The sequence below is a fragment of the Streptomyces sp. NPDC016845 genome, from assembly GCF_044332585.1.
Lineage (GTDB): Bacteria > Actinomycetota > Actinomycetes > Streptomycetales > Streptomycetaceae > Streptomyces.
Map to the genome: position 1 here is coordinate 38,128 of NZ_JBIRPI010000012.1, position 24,745 is coordinate 62,872.

Sequence of the window (24,745 nt, forward strand, 5' to 3'; positions counted from 1 at the left end):
CGGATCAGCCCTTCCCCAGCAACAGCCTGGCCTCGCCGACCGTGATCACGGACCCGGTGACGAGCACACCCCCGCCCGCGAACTCGCCCTCTTCCTCGGCAAGAGTGATCGCGGCCTCCAACGCGTCGTCGAGCCGCGGCTCGACCTGCACCCGCTCGTCCCCGAAGACCTCCACCGCGACGGCGGCCAGCTCGTCCGCGTCCATCGCCCGGTGGCTGGAGTTCTGCGTGACGACGATCTCCGCGAAGATCGGCTCGAACGCTTCGAGCAGCTCCCGTACGTTCTTGTCGGCGCTCGCCCCGACGACCCCGACGAGCCGGCTGAAGTCGAAGACCTCACTGATCGCCTCGGCGGTGACCCGCGCCCCCGCCGGGTTGTGCGCGGCGTCGAGGACGACCGTCGGCGAGCGCCGCACGACCTCCAGGCGGCCCGGCGAGGTGACCGAGGCGAACGCCGTGCGGATCGTGTCGATGTCGAGCGGGCGCGCGTGCTGCGAGCCGATGCCGAAGAACGCCTCGACCGCGGCCAGCGCCACCGCCGCGTTGTGCGCCTGGTGCGCGCCGTGCAGCGGCAGGAAGATCTCCTCGTACTCACCGCCCAGGCCGCGCAGCGTCACCAACTGGCCGCCGACGGCGACCTGGCGCGCGACCACGCCGAACTCGAGGCCCTCGCGCGCGACCGTCGCGTCCTTCTCCACGGCCGCCTTCAGGATGACCTGCGCCGCGTCGACCGGCTGCTGCGCCATGATCACGGTCGCGTCCTGCTTGATGATCCCGGACTTCTCGCCCGCGATCTCGCCGGGCGTGGAGCCGAGCCGGTCCGTGTGGTCGAGGTCGATGGGGGTGATGACGGCGACCGAGCCGTCGATCACGTTCGTCGCGTCCCAGCTGCCGCCCATGCCGACCTCGACGACCGCGACGTCCACCGGCGCGTCGGCGAACGCCGCGTACGCCATGCCCGTGAGCACCTCGAAGAAGGAGAGCCGGAACTCCTGCTGAGCGTCGACCATCTCGACGTACGGCTTGATGTCGTCGAACGTCTCGATGAACCGCTCGTACGGGATCGGGGCGCCGTCCAGGCTGATGCGCTCGGTGACCGACTGGACGTGCGGCGACGTGTAGCGGCCGGTGCGCAGGTCGAAGGCGGCGAGCAGCGCCTCGATCATGCGGGCCGTGGACGTCTTGCCGTTCGTCCCCGTGATGTGGATGGAGGGGTACGCGCGCTGCGGCTCGCCCAACACGTCCATCAGGGCGGCGATGCGGGCGACGGACGGCTCCAGCTTCGTCTCGCCCCAGCGCGTGGCGAGATCGGCCTCGACCGCGCGCAGCGCCTTCTCCACCTCGGGGTCCTGCGGGCGCGCGGGAACGTCGTCGCCGTGCGGCGCGCCGCCCCGGGCGCGCAGGGTGCGGCTGCCCGCCTCGATCACCGCGAGGTCGGGGTCGCGGTCGGTCTCGGCGCCCACGATCTCCTCGAAGGCGTCCAAGGCGTCGGGGCCGGGCTCGCCGGCGGTCTCGTCGTCGCTGCTGTCGCGCGGGGGGAGGTCACTCACGTACGCCAGTCTACGGAGGGTCGCCGACAGCACCGACGGCACCACCCATGGCAAACTTGGCGATCATGGACATAGGGATTGATCTCGGCACCGCCAACACCCTCCTCTACGTACGCGGTCAGGGCATCGTGCTGAACGAGCCCTCGGTCGTCGCCGTCAGGGAAGGCGGCCACGGGGTGCTCGCCGTCGGCAGCGAGGCGAAGGAGACCATCGGCCGCACCCCCGGCACCATCACCGCGATCCGGCCGCTGCGCGGGGGCGTCATCAGCGATTACGAGGCCGCCGAGGAGATGATCCGGCACTTCGTCCGCAAGGCCGTGCCGGGGCGCAGGCCGCGTACCCGCATGGTCGTCTGCGTGCCGAGCGGGGTCACGCCCGTCGAGCGGCGCGCCATCGTGCACGCCGCCCAGCGGTCCGGGGCGCGCGCCGTGCACCTGATCGAGGAGCCGATGGCGGCGGCGATCGGGGCGGGTCTGCCGGTGGCCGAGCCGCGCGGCTCGATGGTCGTCGACATCGGCGGCGGCACCACCGAGGTCGCCGTCATCTCGCTGGGCGGCGTCGTCACCGCGCAGTCGCTGCGGGTCGGCGGCGACCGCTTCGACGAGGCCGTCATCGACCACGTACGCAAGGCGCACGGCCTGCTCATCGGGGAGCGCACCGCGGAGGACGTCAAGGTCGGCATCGGCTCGGCGTGGCCCGTGCCCGGCGAAGAGGCGTTCGAGATGCGGGCGTTCACCGTGCGCGGGCGCGAGAAGGTCGCGGGGCTGCCCAAGACCGTCGACCTGACGGTGCAGGAGGTACGGGGCGCCCTCGACGAGCCGGTCGAGGCGATCATCGCCGCGGTGCGGGCCACCCTGGAGGAGTGCCCGCCCGAGCTGTCCGGCGACATCATGGAGCACGGCATCGTCCTGACGGGCGGCGGCGCGCTGCTGCCCGGCCTCGACCTGCGCCTGACGTCGGCGACGGGCATCCCCGTGTTCGTCGCGGAGGACCCGTTGAACAGCGTCGCCATGGGCTGCGGCCGCTGCGTCGAGGACTTCGACGAGTTGCAGCGGGTGATGAGCGCGGCCTGAGCACCTCGGGCGGACGGGCGTAGGGCCCTCCGGCGGATCTTCGCGCGGGCCTGCGGCGCGGTGACCCGTTCGGCCCGCGCCCGCGGTGTACCCATCGGGCCATGTGGTACGCACAACAACCCGGCCGCCGCGCACGGCAGATCATCGGCGACGGCGCGGCCCTGCTCTGGATCGCCCTGTGGGCGGGGGCCGCGGTGACCGCGCACCGGCTCATCGGCCTCCCCGGCAGGACCGCCCCGCACGACCGCGCCGAACTCCCGCTGCTCGGCCCCCGGATGACCGGCACCCTGCACGACGCCGGGGGCCGGCTCGCCGACGCCGCGCCGTCCGGGACCGCGCCCGTGCAGGCCCTCGCCGTGCTCGCGGCGACCGCCCTGTTCGTCGTCCCGGTCGGGCTGCTGCTCGCGCTGTGGCTGCCGCGGCGCATCCGCTGGACCCGGCAGGCCGCCGCCGCCCGCGAACTGGCCGCCACCGAGGACGGCCGCGAACTCCTCGCCCTGCGCGCCCTGGTCCGCCCCCTCGACGAACTCGCCCGCTTCACCGACGCGGGGCCCGGCCGCCTCGCGGAGGGGTGGCGGGAGGCGGACCCGGCGGTGCTCGCGGCGCTGGCCGACGTGGAACTGCGGCACCTGGGCCTGAGCAAGTCCTGACGCCGGCCCGCCACGGCCGAAGGCCCCGGAACCGTTCGGTTCCGGGGCCTTCGACCGCGTAGCCCTACGCTTCCTACGCCTTACGCCTGCGGCAGACGCTCCAGCTGCGCCTGGATGCGGGCGATGTCCTCGTCCGCCTTGGCGAGGCGGGCGCGGATGCCCTCGACGACCTTCTCGGGGGCCTTGCCGAGGAACTTCTCGTTGCCCAGCTTGCCCTCGGCCTGCGCCTTGTCCTTCTCGGCGGCGGCGAGGTCCTTGGCGAGGCGCTTGCGCTCGGCGGCCACGTCGATGGCGCCGGACAGGTCGAGCGCCACCTCGGCGCCGGCCACCGGCAGCGTCGCCGTCGCCTGGAACTCCTCGCCCTCCGGCTGGAGCTTGAGGAGCTGGCGGATGGCCGTCTCGTGCGAGGCGAGCGCCGTGCCGTCGAGCGTGAGCCGGGCCGGGACGCGCTGGCCCGCCTTGAGCCCCTGCTCGCCCTTGAAGCGGCGGACCTCGGTGACGACCCGCTGGAGCGTCTCGATCTCGCGCTCGGCGGCGTCGTCGCGGAAGCCGCTGTCCTTCGGCCAGTCGGCGATCACGACGGACTCGCGGCCGGTCAGCGTCGTCCACAGCGTGTCGGTGACGAACGGCACGATCGGGTGGAGCAGGCGCAGCGTCACGTCCAGGACCTCACCGAGGACCCGGCTGGACACCTTGGCCGGTTCACCGCCCGCCATGAACGTCGTCTTCGACAGCTCCACGTACCAGTCGAAGACCTCGTCCCACGCGTAGTGGAAGAGCGAGTCCGAGACCTTGGCGAACTGGTAGTCGTCGTAGAACGCGTCGACCTCGGCGACCGTCTTGTTGAGCCGCGACAGGATCCACCGGTCGGTGGCCGTCATCTCCGACGGCTCCGGCAGGGGGCCCTCGATCGTCGCGCCGTTCATCAGCGCGAAGCGCGTGGCGTTCCAGATCTTGTTGGCGAAGTTGCGGGACGCCTGGACCCAGTCCTCGCCGATGGGCACGTCCGTGCCCGGGTTGGCGCCGCGCGCGAGCGTGAAGCGCAGCGCGTCCGAGCCGTACTTGTCCATCCAGTCCAGCGGGTCCACCACGTTGCCGAACGACTTCGACATCTTCTTGCCGTTCTCGTCGCGGACGAGACCGGTCAGGGCGACCGTCTTGAACGGGACCTCGCCGTCCATCGCGTACAGACCGAACATCATCATCCGGACGACCCAGAAGAAGATGATGTCGTGGCCGGTGAGCAGGACGTCGGTCGAGTAGAACTTCTCCAGGTCAGGGGTCTGCTCGGGCCAGCCGAGCGTGGAGAACGGCCACAGCCCGGAGGAGAACCAGGTGTCGAGGACGTCCTCGTCCTGGGTCCAGCCCTCGGCTTCGGTGCCGGGCGGCTCCTCGTCGGGGCCGACGCAGACGACCTGGCCCTCGGGCCCGTACCAGACCGGGATGCGGTGGCCCCACCACAGCTGGCGCGAGATGCACCAGTCGTTGAGGTTGTCGACCCAGTCGAAGTACCGCTTCTCCATCTCCTTGGGGTGGAGCGTGACGCGGCCGTCGCGGACGGCGTCACCGGCGGCCTTCGCCAGCGTCTCGACCTTGACCCACCACTGGAGGGAGAGGCGCGGCTCGATGGTGGTCCGGCAGCGCGAGCAGTGGCCGACGGAGTGGACGTACGGGCGCTTCTCGGCGACGACGCGGCCCTGCTGGCGCATGGCGTCGACGATGGCGGCGCGCGCCTCGAACCGGTCGAGACCCTGGAACGGGCCCGGGACCGTGATGACCCCGCGCTCGTCCATGATCGTCATGGTCTCGAGGTCGTGCCGCTGCCCGATGGCGAAGTCGTTCGGGTCGTGGGCGGGCGTCACCTTGACGGCGCCGGTCCCGAACTCCGGGTCGACGTGCTCGTCCGCGACGACCGGGATCGTGCGGTTCGTCAGCGGCAGCTTGATGCGCTTGCCGATGAGGTGCGCGTACCGCTCGTCGTCCGGGTGGACGGCGACCGCCGTGTCACCCAGCATCGTCTCGACACGGGTGGTCGCGACGACGACGCTCTGGTCACCCTCGCCGTACTTCAGCGAGACCAGCTCGCCGTCGTCGTCCTGGTAGTCCACCTCGATGTCCGAGATGGCGGTCAGGCAGCGCGGGCACCAGTTGATGATGCGCTCGGCGCGGTAGATCAGCTCGTCGTCGTAGAGCCGCTTGAAGATGGTCTGGACGGCGCGCGACAGGCCCTCGTCCATCGTGAACCGCTCACGCGACCAGTCGACGCCGTCACCGAGGCGGCGCATCTGGCCGAGGATCTTCCCGCCGTACTCGCTCTTCCACTGCCAGACGCGGTCGACGAACTCCGCGCGGCCCAGGTCGTGGCGCGACTTGCCCTCCTCGGCGAGCTGCTGCTCCACCTTGTTCTGCGTCGCGATACCGGCGTGGTCCATGCCCGGCAGCCACAGCGCCTCGAACCCCTGCATGCGCTTGCGGCGCGTCAGGGCGTCCATCAGCGTGTGCTGGAACGCGTGGCCGAGGTGGAGCGAGCCCGTCACGTTCGGCGGCGGGATGACGATCGTGTACGGCGGCTTCTCGCTCTTGGCGTCAGCGGTGAAGTAGCCGCGCTCTACCCAGCGCTCGTACAGCGCCCCCTCTACCTCGGCCGGCGCGTACTGGGTCGGCAGTTCGGAGGTGGGCGCTGGGTTCTGCTGCTGAGAGTTCTCGGTCACGGGGTCAGTTTAGAGGGGTCACAGGTCCGTACTGAAACCGATTCCGGGGGAACGAACCGCACGCGCGTACGTCAGGATGTCGGGAGCACATAAGCAGCGGGGAGGAACCCAACCAATGAGCTACAACCAGCCGGGCCCCTACGGAGGCCAGCCGCAGCAGCCGCAGCAGCCCGGGCCGTACGGCCAGCAGCCGCAGCAGCCCGGACCGTACGGCCAGCCGCCGCAGGCACCGCAGCCCGGCTACGGGTACCCGCAGCAGGCGCCGCAGCCGGGTTACGGCTACCCGCAGCAGGGCCCGCCCGGGGTTCCGCCGCAGCAGCCCTACAGCCAGCCGCAGCAGCCGGGCCCCTACGGGCAGCAGCCCGGCGACCCGTACGCCCAGTACCCGCCGGCCCCGCCGCAGGGTGGCGGCAAGAAGAAGACGGGCCTGATCATCGGCGCGGTCGCCGTGGTCGCCGCGCTCGGCGTGGGCGCGTACTTCGTGTTCGGCGGGGGCGGCGGCAGCGCCTCGGTGGCCGACGACGGCGCTCACAAGCTGACGGCCCCGGCGACGGTGCTGACCGAGTACAAGAAGGACACGTCCTCCTCCGACGGCTTCAACGAGGAGGACATGAAGGACGCCGAGAAGCAGGGCCTGAAGAACGGCAAGCCGGTCAGCGGCTCGTACCAGGTCAAGGACTCCTCCAACCCGCTGGGCAGCAAGGTGCTGCAGTTCCAGGGCGCGTACGGGGAGATCGAGGACCCGGGCAAGCTTGTCGACGGTATGTTCGAGAAGGGCGCACTGGAGATCGCGAAGGGCAGCGGCGACGACGGCAAGGCCACGCTCGTCGGCGACCCGACCGACTTCAGCACGGACGACTACGTCCTGAAGTGCCAGGAGATCAAATTCGAACCCGGCGACGACTCGGCCGCCGGTGCCACGACGCCCAAGGAGATGCGCATGCCTGTGTGCATCTGGAGCGACCACAGCACGCTCTCGACGGTCGTCTCGATGGAGATCGCGGAGATGATGAGCGGAAAGGCGCCGGAGCTGAAGTCGGCGTCCGACATCGCCGCCAAGCTCCGCAAGGAGATCCGCGTCCCGGTGTAAAGCCGCTGACAGCGCAGAAGAGGGGCCCCGCGCGGGGCCCCTCTTCGCATGTCTCGACTACTACGCGGCTACGCCGACTTCTGCTCGCCGCTGCCGCCGCCCCGCGCGTCGCGCGGGATCAGCGTCGGGTTCACGTTCGAGTGGACGGCTTCGGCCGTGATGACGACGCGGGCGACGTCCTTGCGGGACGGGACCTCGTACATCACCGACTGGAGGACTTCCTCCATGATCGCCCGGAGACCGCGCGCGCCCGTGCGCCGCAGGATCGCCTGGTCGGCGATGGCTTCCAGGGCCTCGCGCTCGAAGTCCAGCTCGACGCCGTCGAGTTCGAAGAGGCGCTGGTACTGCTTGACCAGGGCGTTGCGCGGCTCGACCAGGATCTGGAGGAGCGCCTCGCGGTCGAGGTTGTGGACCGACGTGATCACGGGCAGGCGGCCGATGAACTCGGGGATCATCCCGAACTTCACCAGGTCCTCCGGCATGACCTCCTGGAACTGGTCCTTCTCCTCCAGCTCGCGCTTGGAGTGGATCGTCGCGCCGAAGCCGATGCCCTTGGCGCCGGCCCGCGACTCGATGATCTTCTCCAGACCGGCGAAGGCGCCGCCCACGATGAACAGCACGTTCGTCGTGTCGATCTGGATGAACTCCTGGTGCGGGTGCTTGCGGCCGCCCTGCGGCGGGACCGAGGCCGTCGTGCCCTCGAGGATCTTCAGGAGGGCCTGCTGGACGCCCTCGCCGCTCACGTCGCGCGTGATCGACGGGTTCTCCGACTTACGGGCCACCTTGTCGATCTCGTCGATGTAGATGATGCCCGTCTCGGCCTTCTTGACGTCGTAGTCGGCGGCCTGGATGAGCTTCAGGAGGATGTTCTCGACGTCCTCGCCGACGTACCCGGCCTCCGTGAGCGCCGTCGCGTCGGCGATGGCGAACGGCACGTTCAGCATCCGCGCGAGCGTCTGGGCGAGGAGCGTCTTGCCCGAGCCGGTCGGGCCGAGGAGCAGGATGTTGGACTTCGCGAGTTCGATCGCGTCGTCGCGGCCCGCCGCCCCGCCGTTCTCACCGGCCTGGACGCGCTTGTAGTGGTTGTAGACCGCCACGGAGAGCGCCTTCTTGGCGGACTCCTGGCCTACGACGTAACCCTCGAGGAACTCGGAGATCTCGCGTGGCTTGGGCAGTTCCTCCCAGCGCACTTCGCTCGTCTCCGCGAGCTCTTCCTCGATGATCTCGTTGCAGAGGTCGATGCACTCGTCGCAGATGTATACACCGGGACCTGCGATGAGCTTCTTTACCTGCTTCTGACTCTTTCCGCAGAACGAGCACTTGAGCAGATCGCCGCCGTCACCGATGCGTGCCACGAGGTGCTTCCCCTTCGCCTGGGAGACGCCACGTTCAGCGGCTCCTGGTGCCTGTATCCGACGGTACCTTGCCGGGCCCCCCGTTCGGGCCCCCCTTGGCACGGTTCACTTCTTACGTGAACCGTGCCGGGGAGTGGCAGACGATACAACGCCTTGTCAGGCGATTGCCTCGTTGTTCATCTTGCGCGTCGAGATGATCTGGTCGACCAGGCCGTACGCGAGCGCGTCCTCGGCCGTCAGGATCTTGTCACGCTCGATGTCCTCGCTGATCTTCTCCAGCGGGGTCGTCGAGTGCTTGGCCAGCATCTCTTCCAGCTGCGTACGCATCCGGAGGATCTCGTTGGCCGCGATCTCCAGGTCGGAGAGCTGCTCGCGGCCGGTGCCGCCGGAGGGCTGGTGGATCAGCACGCGCGCGTTCGGCAGGGCCATGCGCTTGCCGGGGGTGCCCGCGGCGAGCAGCACGGCGGCGGCCGAAGCGGCCTGGCCCATGCAGACCGTCTGGATGTCCGGCTTCACGAACTGCATGGTGTCGTAGATGGCCGTGAGGGCCGTGAACGAGCCACCGGGGCTGTTGATGTAGATGGAGATGTCGCGGTCCGGGTCCATCGACTCCAGGCACAGGAGCTGCGCCATGACGTCGTTGGCGGACGCGTCGTCGATCTGCACGCCGAGGAAGATCACGCGCTCCTCGAAGAGCTTCGCGTACGGGTCGTACTCACGCACGCCCTGCGAGGTGCGCTCGACGAAGCGCGGGATCACGTAGCGGTTGTCGACCTGCGGGCCGGTGTAGAGGCCGCTGCCGGGGAAGTTGTTCATGTCTCGGTGTTCCGTCCTGGTGAGGGAGGCAGAGGGCTTGGGGGCCGGCGCTGAGTTCGGTGCGAACCGAATCAGGCGCCCGTGCCGCCGCCGCCCGGAACACCCGTAGCGGCAGAGATGATCTCGTCGATGAGGCCGTACTCCTTGGCCTCCTCGGCGGTGTACCAGCGGTCGCGGTCGCCGTCACGGATGATCGTCTCGACCGACTGGCCGGAGTGCTCGGCCGTGATCCTCGCCATGCGGTGCTTCGTACGCAGCAGGTACTCGGCCTGGATCTTGACGTCCGAGGCCGTACCGCCGATGCCGGCGGAGCCCTGGTGCATCAGGATGTCGGTGTTCGGGAGCGCGAAGCGCTTGCCCGCCGTGCCGCCGGTGAGCAGGAACTGGCCCATCGAGGCCGCCATACCCATGCCGATGGTGATGACATCGTTCGGGATGTACTGCATGGTGTCGTAGATCGCCATGCCGGCCGTGACCGATCCACCGGGGCTGTTGATGTAGAGGTAGATGTCCTTGTCCGGGTCGGCGGCAAGGAGCAGCATCTGCGCGGTGATCTTGTTCGCGATGTCGTCGTCGACCTGCTGGCCGAGGAAGATGATCCGCTCGCCGAGCAGTCGGTTGTAGACATGGTCGCCGAGGCCACCACCGATGGACGGCTCTCCGGCGGCGGAAGGCATCAGATTCGTCACGTATCCACCTGCTCGTCTCTGACGGCCTCGTGCCGTCTCGCGTCTCTTACTGAGGCCGGGGCCCTCGCTAGGGGACTCCCCTGCCCTCGTATTCATGGACCCTAACGCGCGGGTCCCTTCGGGGAATCCCGCGAAGTCAGCTGTTCGCTGTGAGCGCAGGGTCCACGTGCCCCGTCAGGGGCGCGGGCAACTGCGCGGCCGGCCACGACGGACGCGCAGTCACGTCTGCCGCCTGAGGGCCCACGGCGTGTGCGCGCCGTGTGTGGCTGAGCGCGCAGTTCCCCGCGCCCCTGGCAGGGCGCGACAGGCCCCCCGGAAACCGTCCCGGGGGGCCTGTCGCGTTGCTTACCGGAGGGGAGGCTCTCAGGCCTCCGTCTTCTCCTCGGCGGCGGCCTCCGAGGACTCCTCCGCCTGCTCCTCGGCGGCAGCGTCCTCGTCGTCCTCCAGGTCGACAATCTCGCCGTTGGTGTCCTTCACCGTGGCGGCCTCGACCACGACGGCCAGGGCCTTGCCGCGGGCGACCTCGCCGACGAGCATCGGGACCTGGCCACCCTCGACGACGGCCTGGGCGAACTGGTCGGGGGACATGCCGGAGGAGGCGGCGCGGCGCATAAGGTGCTCGGTGAGCTCCTCCTGGCTGACGTTCAGCTTCTCCTTGTTGACGAGCTCGTCAAGGACGAACTGCGTCTTGATGCCCTTGACCGCCTGCTCACGGGTCTCGGCGTCGAACTCCTCGGCCGTCTTGCCCTGGATCTCGAGGTACTTCTCGAGGTCGAGGCCCATCTGGCCGAGCTGGTGGTGCTCCAGGTTGTGCTTGCGGGTCTGGACCTCGTCCTCGAGCAGCTTCTCGGGGACGGGGACCTCGACCAGCTCGAGCAGCTTCTCCAGGACACGCTCCTGGGCCTGCGTCGCCTGGTCGTACTGCTTCATGTTCTCGAGGCGCTTGCGGCTGTCGGCCTTCAGCTCGTCGAGGGTGTCGAACTCGGAGGCGAGCTGGGCGAACTCGTCGTCCAGGGCCGGGAGTTCACGGGCGGCGACCTGGGTGACCTTGACGGTGACCTCGGCCTCCTTGCCCTCGGCGGAGCCGCCCTTCAGCTCGGAGGTGAAGGTGGCCTCGCCACCGGCCTCCAGGCCCTTGACGGCGTCGTCGATGCCGTCGAGGAGCTCGCCGGAGCCGATGGTGTAGGAGACGCCGGAGGCGACGCCGTCCTCGAGGACCTCGCCCTCGACCTTGGCCTCCAGGTCGATGGTGACGACGTCGCCGTCCTCGGCCGCGCGCTCGACCGGGGAGGTCGAGGCGAAGCGGTCGCGGAGCTGCTCCACCGACTTCTCGATGTCCTCTTCGGTGACCTCGACGGCGTCGACCTCGACCTCGATGCCGGAGTAGTCCGGGATCTCGACGGTCGGGCGGACGTCGACCTCGGCGGTGAAGTTCAGCGTCTCGCCGTCCTTCAGCTCCGTGATGTCGACCTCGGGCTGGCCGAGGACGTTGAGCTCCGCCTCGTTGACCGCCTCGGTGTAGAACTTCGGGAGCGCGTCGTTGACCGCCTCCTCCAGGACCGCACCGCGGCCGAACCGCTGGTCGATGACGCGGGCCGGGATCTTGCCCTTGCGGAAGCCCTTCACCGTGACCTGCTGGTTGATCTTCTTGTACGCCGCGTCGAGGCTGTCCTTGAGCTCCTCGAAGGGCACCTCAATGCTGAGCCGAACCCGAGTCGGGTTCAGGGTCTCGACGGCGCTCTTCACGGTTCGGTCTCCTTGGGGGCTGACTTTAGGGATCGTGCCCGGCTTAGAGACACACGGGCATGCAGCTTGCATAGTAACGGCACGCCGGAGCACACCCACAATGCGATCTTGGGGTTCGTTCCGGCGAGGACGCCCGTGGAGGATCCGCGGTCGTCGTGTCGCCGCGGCAACGCTGGTCGGGGTGGCGGGATTTGAACCCACGGCCTTCCGCTCCCAAAGCGGACGCGCTACCAAGCTGCGCCACACCCCGTCGGTGCGACACGTAGGGTACATGCCCGCAGGCAGCGCGGCTGCCGTATTGCGGCGCGGCAGCGCGGGGTGCGCCCCGGTGCGGGGTGATGGGGTGTGCGGGCGGGGCCACGGACCCGCTACGATGCCTACCGTGCCGCGGGTCGACGACTTCGCCGACCTGGGTGCGCGTTGTGTGCGGGCGTAGCTCAATGGTAGAGCACTAGTCTTCCAAACTAGCTACGCGGGTTCGATTCCCGTCGCCCGCTCCACATGCTTCAGGGCCAGGTCGGAGAGTTCGCTCTCCGCCTGGCCTTGAGTGCTTTTCCGGGGTCCGTCCGCCGGTGCGCGCCGGGCGCTCAGAATTTTATGGCGCTGATGCTGTCCGCGACGGAGTTGAGGAAGTTGTTGATCGCGGGCGCCATTCCGGTCGAGGCCAGGAAGAAGCCGAAGAGGACCGCCACCACGGCGGGCCCTGCCTTGATCGAGCCGCCGCGCATCAGCACCACGAGGACGATCGCCAACAACAGCACCACTGACAGCGAAATGGCCACACTGATCACACCCTAGGTCGGTCCGCTCTCCCGGCCCGGGGGGCTCAGCCCCGCACTCCCCCCGCCAGAACCATCGTGCCACCAACAGAGCGTCTGTATGCGGCCGGTGACGTAACGTCGGCCACGCGCGCGTGGGTGCGCGTGGCCCCACTGCCCTTGCGGCATCTGACCCGTGCACGTCGCCGGGGCCGCGGAGAGGGGTGCGGGAGCGCCGAAATCGGCTTGATCGTTTCCATGGCGGAGCGGGCGGCCCGCGCCCGCCGTCCGCATATCGGTCCCGGTTCTGCCGCATTTCCTCCGCGTCGCGGTCACAGGAAATCCCGAGAATCGCGCGGCCGAATATGGACGTTGCGGGCAGGTCATGAGCGCGCCGTCCGCGCAGGCGGCTTTCGAGGGAATTCCTGCGGGCGATCTGCCCGTTATCGCCCGCGCTAATACCGCTTAAATGCCGCATAACACGCCGGGCTCAGGGGTTTTACCCCTTCACGAGCGCGCCACTAGGGTGCCTCAGATGTCCCGCACCGCTCTGCTCCCCGTCGTCGCGGACCCCGCCCCCGCCGCCACCCCTGCCGCAGAAGCCGTCAAGGCCGCCAAGGGCACGGGGCCCGGGCGGCGGCAGCGGGACCCGTTCTTCGACAACGCCAAGTACCTCGCCATCGTCCTGGTCGCGACGGGGCACTGCTGGGAGCCCCTGACGGACGGCAGCCGCACGGCGGAGGCGCTGTACATGTTCGTCTACGCGTTCCACATGCCGGCGTTCATCGTCATCTCGGGCTTCTTCTCGCGCGGCTTCGACCTGCGGCCGGACCGGCTGAAGCGGCTGATCACCGGGGTCGCTGTCCCGTACGTCCTCTTCGAGAGCGCGTACACCGTCTTTCGGCGGATCGCGGGGGACGATCCCGACGCGCCCTTCACCCTGCTCGATCCGTGGTTCCTGACCTGGTTCCTCGTCGCGTTGTTCGTGTGGCGGCTCACCACGCCGCTGTGGAGGGTCGTCCGGTGGCCGGTCCCCGTCGCGCTTCTCATCGCCGTGCTCGCGTCCGTCTCCCCCGGCATCGGGGACGACCTGGACCTGCAGCGCGTGCTCCAGTTCCTGCCGTTCTTCGTGCTCGGCCTGTTCCTGAAGCCGGTCCACTTCCAGCTGGTGCGGCGGCGTGAGGTGCGGATCCTCTCCGTGCCGGTCGTGGCGGGCGCGCTCGTGCTGGCGTACTGGGCCGCGCCCCGGATGACGTCCGCCTGGCTCTACCACCGCGACAGCGCGCAGGAGCTGGGCGCCCCGTGGTGGGCCGGGATCGTCATGACGCTCGCCCTGCTCGGCTGCTCGCTCGTGCTGACGGTGTGCTTCCTCGCGTGGGTGCCGGGGCGCCGGACGTGGTTCACGGTGCTCGGCGCCGGGACGCTGTACGGCTACCTCCTGCACGGGTTCCTGGCGAAGGGGTCCCGGTTCTGGGGCTGGTTCGACGCGGGGTGGACGCATACCCCGTACGGGGAGGTCGCCGTCACGGTCGTCGCGGCGGCGGTCGTCACGCTGTTGTGCACGCCGCCGGTGCGGCGGGTCTTCCGCTTCGCCATGGAGCCGGGAATGGCGTGGGCCTTCCGGAAGGACCCCGCCGAGGCGGCACGCGCGCGTAGCCGGGATTGCCGGGGCGGCACGCGCGCGTAGCCGGGGTCAGCGCGTCTCCCGCAGCGCCAGACGCGCGGGCAGGGCTGTCGCCGCCAGGCCGAGGAGCAGGGCGGCGCCCGCGAAGGATCCGTACAGCAGGGGCGGGACGTACGGGTTCTCGCCGGTGAGGCCGTTCATCATCGGGACGAGGGTCGCGAACGCGATGCCCGTGCCGAGGACGATGCCCGAGCAGGCCACCAGGAGCGCCTCCCAGCGGATCATGCGGAGCACCTGGCGGCGGGTGGAGCCGATCAGGCGGAGGGTGCCGAGTTCGCGGCGCCGGTCGAGGACGGTCATGACCAGCGTGTTGACGGCGGCGAGCGCCGCGAATCCGCCGAGGACGGCGGCCATGGTGGTGTTGGCCCAGGCGTTGAGCTTGCGGTCCAGGGACTGGGCGGTCGCGTAGTCGGCCCGGTCGAGCGGAGTGCCGATGGCGGCAAGGGCCCGGGTCGTGCCGCCCTTCGTCCACAGTTCGGTGTCGTACGGGTCCGTGAGGTGGCCGGTCAGCGCGGCGCGCGGCAGCGTCACCTCGGAGAGGCCGAGGCCGCGCTCGTACGTGGCCGAGACCTTCGGGGACGCCTTTGTGCCGTCGGGCAGGCGCAGGGCGAGGCGGTCGCCGACGTGGACGTGGGCGGAGCGCGCGAGGGAGGCGTCCAGGGCCACCGTGTCCGGGTCGGCGAGGTCGATGGCGCCCTTGGTGACCTTGAGGTCCTGGACGCGGGCGAAATCTCGGGCGGTGCCGGTGACCGCCTGCGCCGACGCCGCCTCCAGCCAGCGGTCGCCGCCCGAGCCCGCCGGGACGAGGACCGAGGTCTTGAGCAGGCCGACGGCGGACGAGACACCGGGCGCCTCGGCGGCCCGGGCGACCGAGCCGGGGGCCAGGCCCGCGTCCGACGTGACGATGTGGTCGGCCGTGATGCCCGCCTTCTGCTGGCCCGCCGCCGCGTGGTCCTCACTCGTGTGCATGAAGACGAGGACCGAGGCGAAGGCCATCGCGAGGACGATCGGGGTGATCGCGGAGGCGAGGCGGCGGGCGTTGCTGCGGGAGTTGGCGGCCGCGAGCGAGGCCGGGGCGCCGGCGCCGCGCAGCGGGAGGCCGAAGAGCGCGGCGGCGAGGCGGGCCACGAGCGGGCCGAGCAGCGCCACGGCGAGCATGAAGCACATGACGACGCCGAGCGCCGCGTTGGCCGCGTCGTCGCCGCTCAGGTCGGCGGCGAGGATCGCGAGGAAGACGCCGCCGACCGCCGCCGCGACGCCGAGCGGCGTACGGATCCAGCCGGGCCGCAGCCGCTCGACGGACGCCTCGGCCAGGGCCTGGCCCGGCTTGATGCGGGAGGGGCGGCGGGCCGCCGTGTATCCGGCGAGGAGACCGGTCAGGACAGCTGTGCCGACGGCGGTGACCAGCGGGATCCACGAGACCGAGAGCTGGACGGCGTCCGGGACCGCGCCCTTCGCCCGGAGCTGGCCGAACCACCAGCGGGCCAGCGCGATGCCGGGCAGGCAGCCGAGCGCGCCGGCGAGCGGTGCGACCAGGAGGGTCTCGGTGGCGATGGTGCGGCGGATCTGGCGCGGGGTGGTGCCGATGGCGCGCAGCAGGGCGTACTCGCGGGCGCGCTGGCCGACGGAGAGGGCGACCGTACCGGCGGCGGTGAACACGGCGACGGCCGTGGCGACGCCGCCGAACGAGCCGCCGAGGGCGATCAGGGCCTCCTCGCCGTAGGCGAGCATGGCGTCCTCGGCGGCGCCGCGGTCGTCGCCGGTGTGCACCTTGGCGGCGGTGCCCGCGACGGCCTTCTCCACGTGGGCCTTCAGGTCGGCGGTGCTGACGCCGTCCTCGGGCAGGACGGCGATGGCGTCCACACGGCCCGGGTGGCCGGAGACGGCGAGCGCCTCGGCGTCCGTGAGCCAGAGGGTCGAGGTGCCGGTCGTCGTGCCGGAGACGCGGTACGTGTGCGGGCCCGTCGGCGTGGTGAGCGTGACGCGGTCGCCGGGGCGCGCGTGCGCGCCGGCCATGACGATCTCGCCGTCGTGCGGGGCGCGGCCCGAGGTCAGGCGTTCGCCGGTGAAGGCGGTGGAGCCCCAGTTGTGGGCGGTGACGGAGGCGCCCTTGAGGTGCACGGGGTAGGTCAGGTCGGCGACGGCCTCGCGTGCGCCGGGGGCCGAGGCCGCCTTGGCCACCAGGGAGTCGGCGAGGCGGGCGTGGTCCGGCAGCGGGGCCGCCTCGTCCTCGCGGTCCTCACCGGAGCCGACGACGTAGTGGGCGCGCTGGTCGGCGGCGACCACGACGGGGGCGCCCGCGTACCGGTCGGCCGGGACCGAGGCCCGCAGCCCCGTCTCCAGGAGGATGCCGCAGGCCGAGACGATCAGGGCGGACATCATCAGGGCGACGAACGTGCCGACGAACGCCGCCGGTTTGAACCGGACGGCGGCGCGGGCGAGGCCGTTGGGACGGAACATCAGGCGGCCGCCTTCATGAAGGTGCCCTCGGGCGCCGGTACGGCCAGGGTGCGCATGCGGGCGGCGATACGGTCGGCTCCGGCGCCCTCCAGGTGGTCGACGAGCGCGCCGTCGGCGAGGAACAGGACGCGGTCCGCGTGGGTGGCGGCCGCCGGGTCGTGCGTGACCATGACGACGGTCGCGCCCATCCGGTCGACGGCGGAGCGCAGCAGGCTCAGGATCTCGGCCGCCGTGATGGTGTCCAGGGCGCCGGTCGGCTCGTCGGCGAAGATCACGTCGGGCCTGGTGACCAGGGCGCGGGCGATGGCGACGCGCTGCTGCTGGCCGCCGGAGAGCTGGCCCGGACGGCGCCGCCCCTTGTCGGCGAGGCCGACCTGCGCGAGGACCTCCGCGGCGCGGCGCTTGTCGGGGCGGAGCCCTGCCAGGCGCATCGGGAGCAGCACGTTCTGCTCGACGGTGAGGCTGGGCAGCAGGTTGAACGCCTGGAAGACGAAGCCGAGGCGGGTGCGGCGCAGGGCGGTGAGCTTGTTCTCGCTCAGGCCGGTGATCGTGGTGCCGCCGAGGGCGACGGTGCCGTCGGTGGGGCGGTCCAGGCCCGCCGCGCACTGCAGGAAGGTCGACTTGCCGGACCCGGAGGGGCCCATCACGGCGGTGAACGTGCCGCTGGGCAGGGCGAGGTCGATGCCGCGCAGGGCGTGTACGGCGTTGCCGCCTCGGCCGTAACTGCGGCGCACTCCGCGCAGCTCCACGGCCCAGTCCCCGGCGGCGGGCGCGGGAGCGCCGGTCCGGTCGTGCTGCCGCTTCTTGCGCAGGCCCATGGGGTCCGCCTTTCGTCCTCGTCATGGCTGTCGTCGCCGCGTCGCGTCGCCGTCGCCGAGTGGGTGGCTTCGGTGCTTCGAAGCTACGGAGACGGGGGCGCGGCGACCATGAGGGCGGCTGGCGGATGAAGGGTGGGGAGAACCCCACTTCGCGCAGGGCGGGGACCCCGCAGAACTGTTTTGGTAAGCTAAGTATTGACGCTTTCTTGACCTATCCTTTGCCTAATGCCTGCAACGGCACGCGTGCCTGCACGGACACGCGTGCCGCGAAGAGAGGAACGGGCCCATCGGACACGCAGACACCTTGATCGCCATGGGCGGCGCCTTTCTCGCCGCCGCCGTCCTCGCGCGCCTCGGCGGGCGTATCGGACTCCCCACCATCCCCCTGTTCATCCTGGCCGGGATCCTCCTCGGCCCGCACACACCAGGCGTCGTGCTCGTCTCCGACCCGCACGAACTGGAGATGCTCTCCGCGCTCGGCCTGGTGCTGCTGCTCTTCTACCTCGGTCTCGAATTCCATCTGGACGATCTCAAGGCGGGCGGCCGCAAGATGGCCGTCGCCGGAGCGACGTACCTCGCGCTGAACGTCGGCGCCGGCCTCGGTTTCGGATTCGCCCTCGGCTGGGGCACCTCCGAAGCTCTGGTCCTCGCCGGGGTGCTCGGCATCTCCTCGTCCGCCATCGTCACCAAGGTCCTCGTGGACACCGGGCGGCTCGGCAACCCCGAGACGAAGCCGATCCTCGGCATCATCGTGGTCGAGGACATCTTCCTGGCGCTGTACCTGGCGGCCCTGCAACCCATCCTGTCCGGTGCGGACTCGCCGGCCGCGGCGGTCATGGACGGGGGCAAGGCGTTCGGGTTCCTGCTGCTGCTCGCCCTCGTGGCGCGCTTCGGCACGCGGATCGTCGGCAAGCTCTTCAATACCCGGGACGACGAGCTCCTCGTCATCTCCTTCCTCGGCGCGGCCGTCTTCGTCGCCGGGGTCTCGGAATGGTTCGGGGTCGCCGACGCGATCGGGGCGTTCATGGTCGGCCTGATGCTCGGGTCGACCGCGTCCGGCGAGCGCATCCTCAAACTGGTCCATCCCCTGCGGGACGCCTTCGGCGCCATCTTCTTCTTCGCGTTCGGGCTGTCCATCGACCCCGGTGACCTGCCGACCGTGATCTGGCCCGTACTCGGCGCTGTCGCTGTGACGCTCGTGATGAACGTGCTGGCGGGGCTCGGGGCGGCCCGGGTGTACGGGTTCGGGCCCGGGCCCGCCGCCAATATCTCTACGACGCTTCTGGCGCGGGGCGAGTTCGCTCTGATCCTGGCCACCATGGCCGCCGGGGCGGGACTCGACGAGCGGCTGTCCCCGTTCATCGCGGGGTATGTGCTGGTGCTCGCGGTTCTCGGGCCCCTCGCGGCGGGGCGCTCCGCTTGGCTGGCCCGTGTGTTGCCCGGGGGGCGGAAGACTGCGGCTGAGCCAGAGCTCGACCGCGTCGGAGCGGGGGTATGACCGGCCTCCCGCCGTAGGGGTCCGCGACAGCGGGGCCCGCTGGGGCTCTCGTCGTGGCTGGTCGTGCAGTTCTCCGCGCTCCTGAAGGCATGCGGCTTCGCCGCGCCTTCAGGAGCGGCGCAAGGATGGCGCACGAAGTGCGCATCTGAGGGGCGCGGGGAACTGCGCGACCAGCCACGACGTCGCCCGCGCACGGCAACGCGACAGGACACGGCAGACGCCCGGCCGGGCCTCACAGCGGAGCCGGAGGCCTACTGGTCCCGGCAGATCAGCAGCAGCGCCCTGTCGTCGTTCACGTCCTTGGCCACCGCCTCGATCAGATGCCAGGCGGCTCCGTGGAAGCCACCCTGGACGTAGCGGTCGGCCTCGCCCGTCAACCGGTCGATGCCCTCCGCGATGTCGCGCTCGGACGTCTCGACGAGGCCGTCGGTGAACAGCATCAGGACATCGCCGGGGCGCAACGTCCCCTTCGTCGCGTCGAACTCCGCCCCGTCGTAGACACCGAGAAGAGGGCCCTCCGCGGCCTTCTCCTCCCAGCGGCCCGTCCCGGCACTGAGCTGGAGCCCCGGTGGGTGACCTGCCGAGTAGAGCTCGTAGTCGCCCGACTCCAGGTCCAGGACCAGGTGGATGGAGGTGGCGAAACCCTCGTCCCAGTCCTGGCGGAGCAGATACCCGTTGGCCGCCGGCAGGAACGCGTGCGGAGGCAACGAGCCGAGCAGCCCGCTGAAGGCCCCGGCGAGCAGCAGGGCCCGCGACGCCGCGTCCATCCCCTTGCCCGACACGTCGGTGAGGACGACTTCCAGCGTGCGGCCGTTGTGCGTGCGGGCCGCGACCACGAAGTCGCCGGAGAACGACTGCCCGCCGGCCGGCCGCAGCGCCATCTCGCGGTGCCAGCCCGGCGGAAGCTTCGGCAGGCGGCTCTGCGTACGGATGCGTTCGCGCAGGTCGAAGAGCATGGTGCCGCCGCGCCGCCAGGGCACCCCGACCCGGCTGCGGAACTGCGCTATGAGCAGCCCGAAGAACCCGCAGGCGGCGACCGTGAGCACGGTGCCGGGCGTGACGCCCGCCGCGCGCTGCGAGTACGGGCCCAGCTGGACGGACTCCACGATCAGCGCCGCCGCGGCGGCCGCGTACAGGCCGAGCAGGCTCGCCGGACGCAGCACGAGGCCGCCGGCGACGATCGGCAGGACGAGAACGGTGGGCGTGCACCAGACGGGGTCGAGGATCGTGCAGAGGGTGATGAGGGGCACGGTGAGGAGCAGCCCGGCGAGGGCGATCCAGTCCGAGCCGTCGCCCCGGAAGTAGTCCACCCCGGATTTGCGCACGGCTGTGCGGACCCGGTGCACACGCATCTTCAACCGGGCCGGAAACGTCTCCGCCGCCGCGCGCTGCTCGCCCGCGCGCCGCTCTCTTCGTACGGCCATTGCTCGTGGACCTTATCCACCGGGCCCGGATCTGTGCACGGGTGGTCCCACTTGTCCCCCTTTTCGGGCACACCCGGGCACGGCGAGCCACTGCGGAAATTCGCTCGCTCATGTCCGGCTCGTCCTGGTAGGGATAGCCCATGACGACCGACTTACGGGTGCTGCGCGAGGACGAGTTCGAGGGTTGGTACGGCCGGCTCGAGCTGGCTTTCGGCGGAGTGGCCGAGTCGCCGCAGGAGCGCCGGCTGTGGGACGACCTGACGGAGCTCGACCGCTCGGTCGGGGTGTGGGACGGCGCGGAGTGCGTGGGCACGGCGGGCGCGTACACGTTCCGGGTCGCGGTGCCGGGCGGCGCGTTCGTGGCCGCGGCGGGCGTGACGATGGTGAGCGTCGCCGCGACGCACCGCAGGCGCGGCATCCTCACGTCGATGATGCGCCGCCAGCTCGACGACGTACGGGCCTGGGGTGAGCCCCTCGCCGTCCTCACCGCGTCCGAGCCCGCGATCTACGGCCGGTTCGGCTACGGCGCGGGCACCCGGCAGGCGTCGCTGACCATCGACTCCACCCGCGTCCGGATCCAGGCCCCCGCCGGGGCCGACGACGTGACGCTGCGGTTCGTCGACGCCGCCGGGGCGGCCGAGCGGTGCGAGGCGGTGTACCTGCGCACGATCGGCACACGGCCCGGCATGCTCGCGCGGACGCCCGGCTGGGAGCGGTTGCCGCTGCTCGACGCGCCGGAGGAGCGCGGCGGGGCGTCACCGCTGCTGTGCGTCGTCGCCGAGCGGGGCGGGGAGACGGTCGGCTTCGCCCGGTTCCACAACAAGCCGGCGTCGGAGTGGGCGGGGCCGAAGGGCCGCATCCAGGCGCGGGACGTCATGGCGCTCGACCCGGCGGCGTACGCGGCGCTGTGGCGGTTCCTGTGCGACATCGACCTGACGGTCACGGTGGAGGCGCGCAACCGCCCCGTGGACGATCCGGTGCTCTCCCTCGTCTCCGACGTCCGGCGGTGCGAGGTACGGGTGCGGGACTCGATGCACGTACGTCTGGTGGATGTCGGGGCCGCCCTCGAAGCGCGTACGTATCTCACGCCCGTGGACGTGGTGCTCGATGTCGAGGACCGCTTCTGCCCCTGGAACAGCGGGCGGTGGCGGCTGTCCGGCGACGCGAAGGGCGCGTCCTGCGAGCGTACGGAGGAAGCCGCCGACCTCGCCCTGACCGTACGGGAGCTGGGCGCCGCCTACCTCGGTGACGTCTCGCTGGCCGAGCTGGCCGGGGCCGGACGGGTGCGGGAGCTGCGCGAGGGTGCGCTGGCGGAGGCGACGGTGGCGTTCGGGTCGCCGGTCGCGCCGTGGCTCCAGCACGGGTTCTAGATCCGGCTGGAACCGGCTGAACCCGGCTGGAACCGGCTAGATCCGGTTACGGTCCGGCTGGCAGGCCGGGCACCAGAAGAGGTTGCGGGCCGCCAGCTCCGCCGTGCGGATCTCGGTTCCGCACAGGTGACAGGGGTGCGGCGCGCGGCGGTAGACGTAGACCTCGCCGCCGTGGTCGTCGACGCGGGGCGGGCGGTTCATCGCCTCGGGCGTGTGCTCGGGGCGGACCGTGTCGATGCGGTTGAGGCGGACGCCCTCGCGCATCAGCATCTTCAAGTCGTCCCAGATGGCGGTCAGTTGCGCCTGCGTGAGGTCCTTGCCCGGGGTGTACGGGTCGATGCCGTGGCGGAAGAGGACCTCGGCCCGGTAGACGTTGCCGACGCCCGCGATCACCTTCTGGTCCATCAGGAGCGCGGCGATCGTCGTACGGCTGCGGGAGATGCGCGCGTAGGCCCTGGCCGGGTCGGCGTCCGGGCGCAGCGGGTCGGGGCCCAGGCGGTCGTGTATCGCGTCCTTCTCGGCGTCCGTGATCAGGGCGCAGGCCGTGGGGCCTCGCAGGTCCGAGAAGGACGTCTCCGTGAGCAGGCGCAGTCGGACGGTGTCCGTGGGCGGCGGGGCCGGGGTGTCGCCGAGGGTGTACTTGCCGAAGAGGCCCAGGTGGATGTGGACCCAGGGGGCGCCGTCGAACCCCTCGCCGAACTGGAGGAAGAGGTGTTTGCCGTGGGCTTCCGTGCGGGTGAGTTCCTGGCCGGTCAGGAGTGCGGCCGCGTCGGAGAACTTGCCCTGCGGGCTGCTGACCTGCACGGTCTGGCCGACGAAGCGATCGGCGTGGTCCTGGGCCAGGCGGTGGATGGTGTGGCCCTCGGGCAAGACTGATCCTTTCAGGGACATGGGGGGTCCAGGACTCGGGACTCTGCCCCGGACCCCGCTCCTCGATCTCCCCCGGCCGACGCCGGGAGGTACCCCCGGAGGGGCTTAGTTGGGGTGGTGCGGCGGGATCGCCGGCAGCTCGCCCGTTTCCTCGTAGCGCGACAGCATGTCGATGCGGCGCTGGTGGCGCTCCTCGCCCGAGTACGGGGTGGAGAGGAAGATCTCGACGAACTTCGTCGCCTCGTCCTGGGTGTGCATCCGGCCGCCGACGGAGATCACGTTCGCGTTGTTGTGCTCGCGGCCGAGCGCGGCGGTCTGCTCGCTCCAGGCGAGCACCGCGCGGACGCCCTTGACCTTGTTCGCGGCGATCTGCTCACCGTTGCCCGAGCCGCCGATCACGACGCCGAGGGAGTCCGGGTCCGCCGCCGTCCGCTCCGCGGCGCGGAGGCAGAACGGGGGGTAGTCGTCCACCGCGTCGTAGATGTGGGGTCCACAGTCGACGGGCTCGTGGCCGTGGGCCGTGAGCCAGTCGACCAGGTGGTTCTTGAGTTCGTAGCCGGCATGATCCGAGCCGAGGTACACGCGCATGGGTCCGAGTGTGGCACGCCGGAGGGCGGGTAGCCGCGACCGGGGGCAGAACCATGGTCATACGGCAAAAATCCGGAGCCGGGTCTTCCGCTCGGCGCGCTTCTCGGTTTTGAATGCCAGGGCTCGCACCCCGAGAACCTAAGGATCCGTTCATGACTTCGCAGTCACCCCTTGCGACGGAAGACACATCACCCCCACGTCCCGAGGGGTCAGGTGGTGACGGCGGCCTGCAAGCCGGGCTGAAGAACCGCCATCTGTCGATGATCGCCATCGGTGGTGTGATCGGCGCCGGCCTCTTCGTCGGCTCCGGCTCCGGCATCGCGGCGGCCGGGCCCGCCATCCTCATCTCGTACGCCCTGGTCGGGGCCATGGTCGTACTGGTCATGCGCATGCTCGGCGAGATGGCCGCGGCACGGCCGACCTCGGGGTCCTTCTCCGCCTACGCCGACCAGGCGCTCGGGCGCTGGGCCGGGTTCTCCATCGGCTGGCTGTACTGGTTCTTCTGGGTCGTGGTGCTCGCCGTCGAGGCGACCGCCGGGGCCAAGATCCTGAACGGCTGGATACCGGGCGTGCCGCAATGGGGCTGGGCGCTCATCGTGATGCTGGTGCTCACCGCGGTGAACCTGGCGGCGGTCGGCAGCTACGGCGAGTTCGAGTTCTGGTTCGCGGGGATCAAGGTCGTCGCGATCGGCGCGTTCGTGATCGTCGGCCTGCTCGCCGTGTTCGGAGTGCTGCCCGGCTCCGACAACCCGGGCAACGGGTTCGGCCATCTGACCGACGCGGGCGGATTCTTCCCCGAGGGGCCCGGCGCCATCCTGACCGGCGTCCTCATGGTCGTCTTCTCCTTCATGGGCAGCGAGATCGTCACGCTCGCCGCCGGCGAGTCCGAGGACCCGCAGAAGGCCGTCACCCGCGCCACCAACTCCGTCATCTGGCGCATCGGCATCTTCTACCTCGGCTCGATCTTCGTCGTGCTGACCCTGCTGCCGTGGAACGACGGTTCGATCCTCAAGGACGGTAGTTACGTCGCCGCGCTCAACTCCATCGGCATCCCGCACGCCGGGCAGGTCATGGACGTCATCGTGCTCACCGCCGTCCTGTCCTGTCTGAACTCCGGGCTCTACACCGCCTCCCGCATGGCGTTCTCGCTCGGGCGGCGCGGGGACGCGCCGAAGGCGTTCGCGCGGACCACGTCGCGGGGTGTGCCGCGCGTCGCGATCCTCGGCTCGGTCGTCTTCGGGTTCCTCGCCGTCTGGTTCAACTACCAGTGGCCGGACACCGTCTTCGACTTCCTGCTCAACTCCTCCGGCGCCGTCGCCCTGTTCGTGTGGCTCGTCATCTGCTTCACGCAGCTGCGGATGCGCGGCATCATCCTGCGCGAGCAGCCCGAGAAGCTCGTCGTGAAGATGTGGCTGTTCCCGTATCTGACGTGGGCGACGATCGCGATGATCTCGTTCGTCCTCGTGTACATGCTGACGGACGACGCCGGGCGCGAGCAGGTGCTGCTGTCGTTGCTGGTGGCGGTCTTCGTGGTCGTGTTCTCCCTCGTACGGGAGAGGGTCCGGCCCCGCACCGGTAGATGAGATGAGGCGCGGG

Annotated in this window: 19 protein-coding genes and 2 tRNA genes; 8 read left to right on the forward strand and 13 right to left on the reverse strand. The window is 70.7% G+C overall.

Annotated elements, in window-relative coordinates:
- Positions 1-4: 4 nt before the first annotated feature.
- The gene (locus ACH4RC_RS25975; protein ID WP_398205232.1) at positions 5-1,549 is read right to left on the reverse strand and encodes a bifunctional folylpolyglutamate synthase/dihydrofolate synthase; all 1,545 of its coding nucleotides are present in this window, start codon (positions 1,547-1,549) and stop codon (positions 5-7) included.
- 65 nt (positions 1,550-1,614) lie between these two features.
- On the opposite strand from ACH4RC_RS25975, the gene ACH4RC_RS25980 reads away from it, so the two are divergent.
- Together ACH4RC_RS25980 and ACH4RC_RS25985 are read left to right on the forward strand one after the other, a co-directional pair.
- Entirely contained in the window at positions 1,615-2,622 is a 1,008-nt protein-coding gene (locus tag ACH4RC_RS25980) for a rod shape-determining protein (protein ID WP_398205234.1), read from the forward strand.
- Positions 2,623-2,723: 101 nt separating this feature from the next.
- Positions 2,724-3,272 (forward strand): hypothetical protein, encoded by a 549-nt coding sequence (locus ACH4RC_RS25985; RefSeq protein WP_398205236.1) that lies wholly within the window; start codon positions 2,724-2,726, stop codon positions 3,270-3,272.
- Positions 3,273-3,352: 80 nt separating this feature from the next.
- Here the strand turns inward: ACH4RC_RS25985 and ACH4RC_RS25990 are convergent, their stop codons facing one another.
- Complete coding sequence (locus tag ACH4RC_RS25990) at positions 3,353-5,983, reverse strand: valine--tRNA ligase (RefSeq protein WP_398205238.1); 2,631 nt, start codon at positions 5,981-5,983, stop codon at positions 3,353-3,355.
- Between the two features lie 115 nt (positions 5,984-6,098).
- On the opposite strand from ACH4RC_RS25990, the gene ACH4RC_RS25995 reads away from it, so the two are divergent.
- Positions 6,099-7,073 carry a hypothetical protein gene (locus ACH4RC_RS25995; RefSeq protein ID WP_398205240.1) on the forward strand — a complete coding sequence of 325 codons (975 nt, stop codon included), beginning with the start codon at positions 6,099-6,101 and terminating at the stop codon, positions 7,071-7,073.
- A 68-nt stretch (positions 7,074-7,141) separates the two neighbouring features.
- Here ACH4RC_RS25995 and clpX read toward each other — a convergent pair whose 3' ends face one another.
- From clpX to ACH4RC_RS26020, 5 genes are all read right to left on the reverse strand, one after another.
- On the reverse strand, positions 7,142-8,428 hold the full coding sequence (gene clpX / locus ACH4RC_RS26000) for an ATP-dependent Clp protease ATP-binding subunit ClpX (RefSeq protein ID WP_398205242.1): 1,287 nt from the start codon (positions 8,426-8,428) through the stop codon (positions 7,142-7,144).
- 156 nt (positions 8,429-8,584) lie between these two features.
- Positions 8,585-9,244 (reverse strand): ATP-dependent Clp protease proteolytic subunit, encoded by a 660-nt coding sequence (locus tag ACH4RC_RS26005; protein ID WP_398205243.1) that lies wholly within the window; start codon positions 9,242-9,244, stop codon positions 8,585-8,587.
- Positions 9,245-9,315: 71 nt separating this feature from the next.
- Positions 9,316-9,921, reverse strand: coding sequence for an ATP-dependent Clp protease proteolytic subunit (locus ACH4RC_RS26010; RefSeq protein ID WP_398205451.1), 606 nt, complete (start codon positions 9,919-9,921; stop codon positions 9,316-9,318).
- Positions 9,922-10,296: 375 nt separating this feature from the next.
- Positions 10,297-11,679, reverse strand: a complete 1,383-nt coding sequence (gene tig, locus ACH4RC_RS26015) for a trigger factor (RefSeq protein ID WP_398205245.1) — start codon at positions 11,677-11,679, stop codon at positions 10,297-10,299.
- A 173-nt stretch (positions 11,680-11,852) separates the two neighbouring features.
- Positions 11,853-11,929, reverse strand: a tRNA-Pro gene (locus ACH4RC_RS26020).
- A 176-nt stretch (positions 11,930-12,105) separates the two neighbouring features.
- On the opposite strand from ACH4RC_RS26020, the gene ACH4RC_RS26025 reads away from it, so the two are divergent.
- Positions 12,106-12,179 (forward strand) — tRNA-Gly (locus ACH4RC_RS26025).
- 87 nt (positions 12,180-12,266) lie between these two features.
- Here the strand turns inward: ACH4RC_RS26025 and ACH4RC_RS26030 are convergent.
- On the reverse strand, positions 12,267-12,461 hold the full coding sequence (locus tag ACH4RC_RS26030) for a hypothetical protein (protein WP_207822950.1): 195 nt from the start codon (positions 12,459-12,461) through the stop codon (positions 12,267-12,269).
- Between the two features lie 511 nt (positions 12,462-12,972).
- Here ACH4RC_RS26030 and ACH4RC_RS26035 point away from each other — a divergent pair.
- Positions 12,973-14,124, forward strand: coding sequence for an acyltransferase family protein (locus ACH4RC_RS26035; protein ID WP_398205247.1), 1,152 nt, complete (start codon positions 12,973-12,975; stop codon positions 14,122-14,124).
- Positions 14,125-14,130: 6 nt separating this feature from the next.
- On the opposite strand, the gene ACH4RC_RS26040 is transcribed toward ACH4RC_RS26035, so the two are convergent.
- Positions 14,131-16,581 (reverse strand): FtsX-like permease family protein, encoded by a 2,451-nt coding sequence (locus tag ACH4RC_RS26040; RefSeq protein WP_398205249.1) that lies wholly within the window; start codon positions 16,579-16,581, stop codon positions 14,131-14,133.
- Positions 16,581-17,399 (reverse strand): ABC transporter ATP-binding protein, encoded by an 819-nt coding sequence (locus ACH4RC_RS26045; RefSeq protein WP_398205251.1) that lies wholly within the window; start codon positions 17,397-17,399, stop codon positions 16,581-16,583. The genes ACH4RC_RS26040 and ACH4RC_RS26045 overlap by 1 nt, the downstream gene beginning before the upstream one ends.
- 313 nt (positions 17,400-17,712) lie before the next feature.
- Between ACH4RC_RS26045 and ACH4RC_RS26050 the strand changes: the two genes are divergently transcribed.
- Positions 17,713-18,897: a cation:proton antiporter gene (locus ACH4RC_RS26050; protein WP_398205253.1), complete on the forward strand. Its 1,185-nt coding sequence runs from the start codon at positions 17,713-17,715 to the stop codon at positions 18,895-18,897.
- A 251-nt stretch (positions 18,898-19,148) separates the two neighbouring features.
- On the opposite strand, the gene ACH4RC_RS26055 is transcribed toward ACH4RC_RS26050, so the two are convergent.
- Positions 19,149-20,321, reverse strand: coding sequence for a PP2C family protein-serine/threonine phosphatase (locus ACH4RC_RS26055; protein WP_398205255.1), 1,173 nt, complete (start codon positions 20,319-20,321; stop codon positions 19,149-19,151).
- A 140-nt stretch (positions 20,322-20,461) separates the two neighbouring features.
- On the opposite strand from ACH4RC_RS26055, the gene ACH4RC_RS26060 reads away from it, so the two are divergent.
- Positions 20,462-21,691 (forward strand): GNAT family N-acetyltransferase, encoded by a 1,230-nt coding sequence (locus ACH4RC_RS26060; RefSeq protein WP_398205256.1) that lies wholly within the window; start codon positions 20,462-20,464, stop codon positions 21,689-21,691.
- Positions 21,692-21,727: 36 nt separating this feature from the next.
- Here the strand turns inward: ACH4RC_RS26060 and ACH4RC_RS26065 are convergent, their stop codons facing one another.
- Positions 21,728-22,561, reverse strand: a complete 834-nt coding sequence (locus ACH4RC_RS26065) for an Fpg/Nei family DNA glycosylase (RefSeq protein WP_398205258.1) — start codon at positions 22,559-22,561, stop codon at positions 21,728-21,730.
- 105 nt (positions 22,562-22,666) lie between these two features.
- Entirely contained in the window at positions 22,667-23,149 is a 483-nt protein-coding gene (locus ACH4RC_RS26070) for a ribose-5-phosphate isomerase (RefSeq protein WP_398205260.1), read from the reverse strand.
- Between the two features lie 152 nt (positions 23,150-23,301).
- Here ACH4RC_RS26070 and ACH4RC_RS26075 point away from each other — a divergent pair, with 152 nt between their 5' ends.
- Positions 23,302-24,732, forward strand: coding sequence for an amino acid permease (locus ACH4RC_RS26075; protein WP_398205262.1), 1,431 nt, complete (start codon positions 23,302-23,304; stop codon positions 24,730-24,732).
- Positions 24,733-24,745 lie beyond the last annotated feature (13 nt).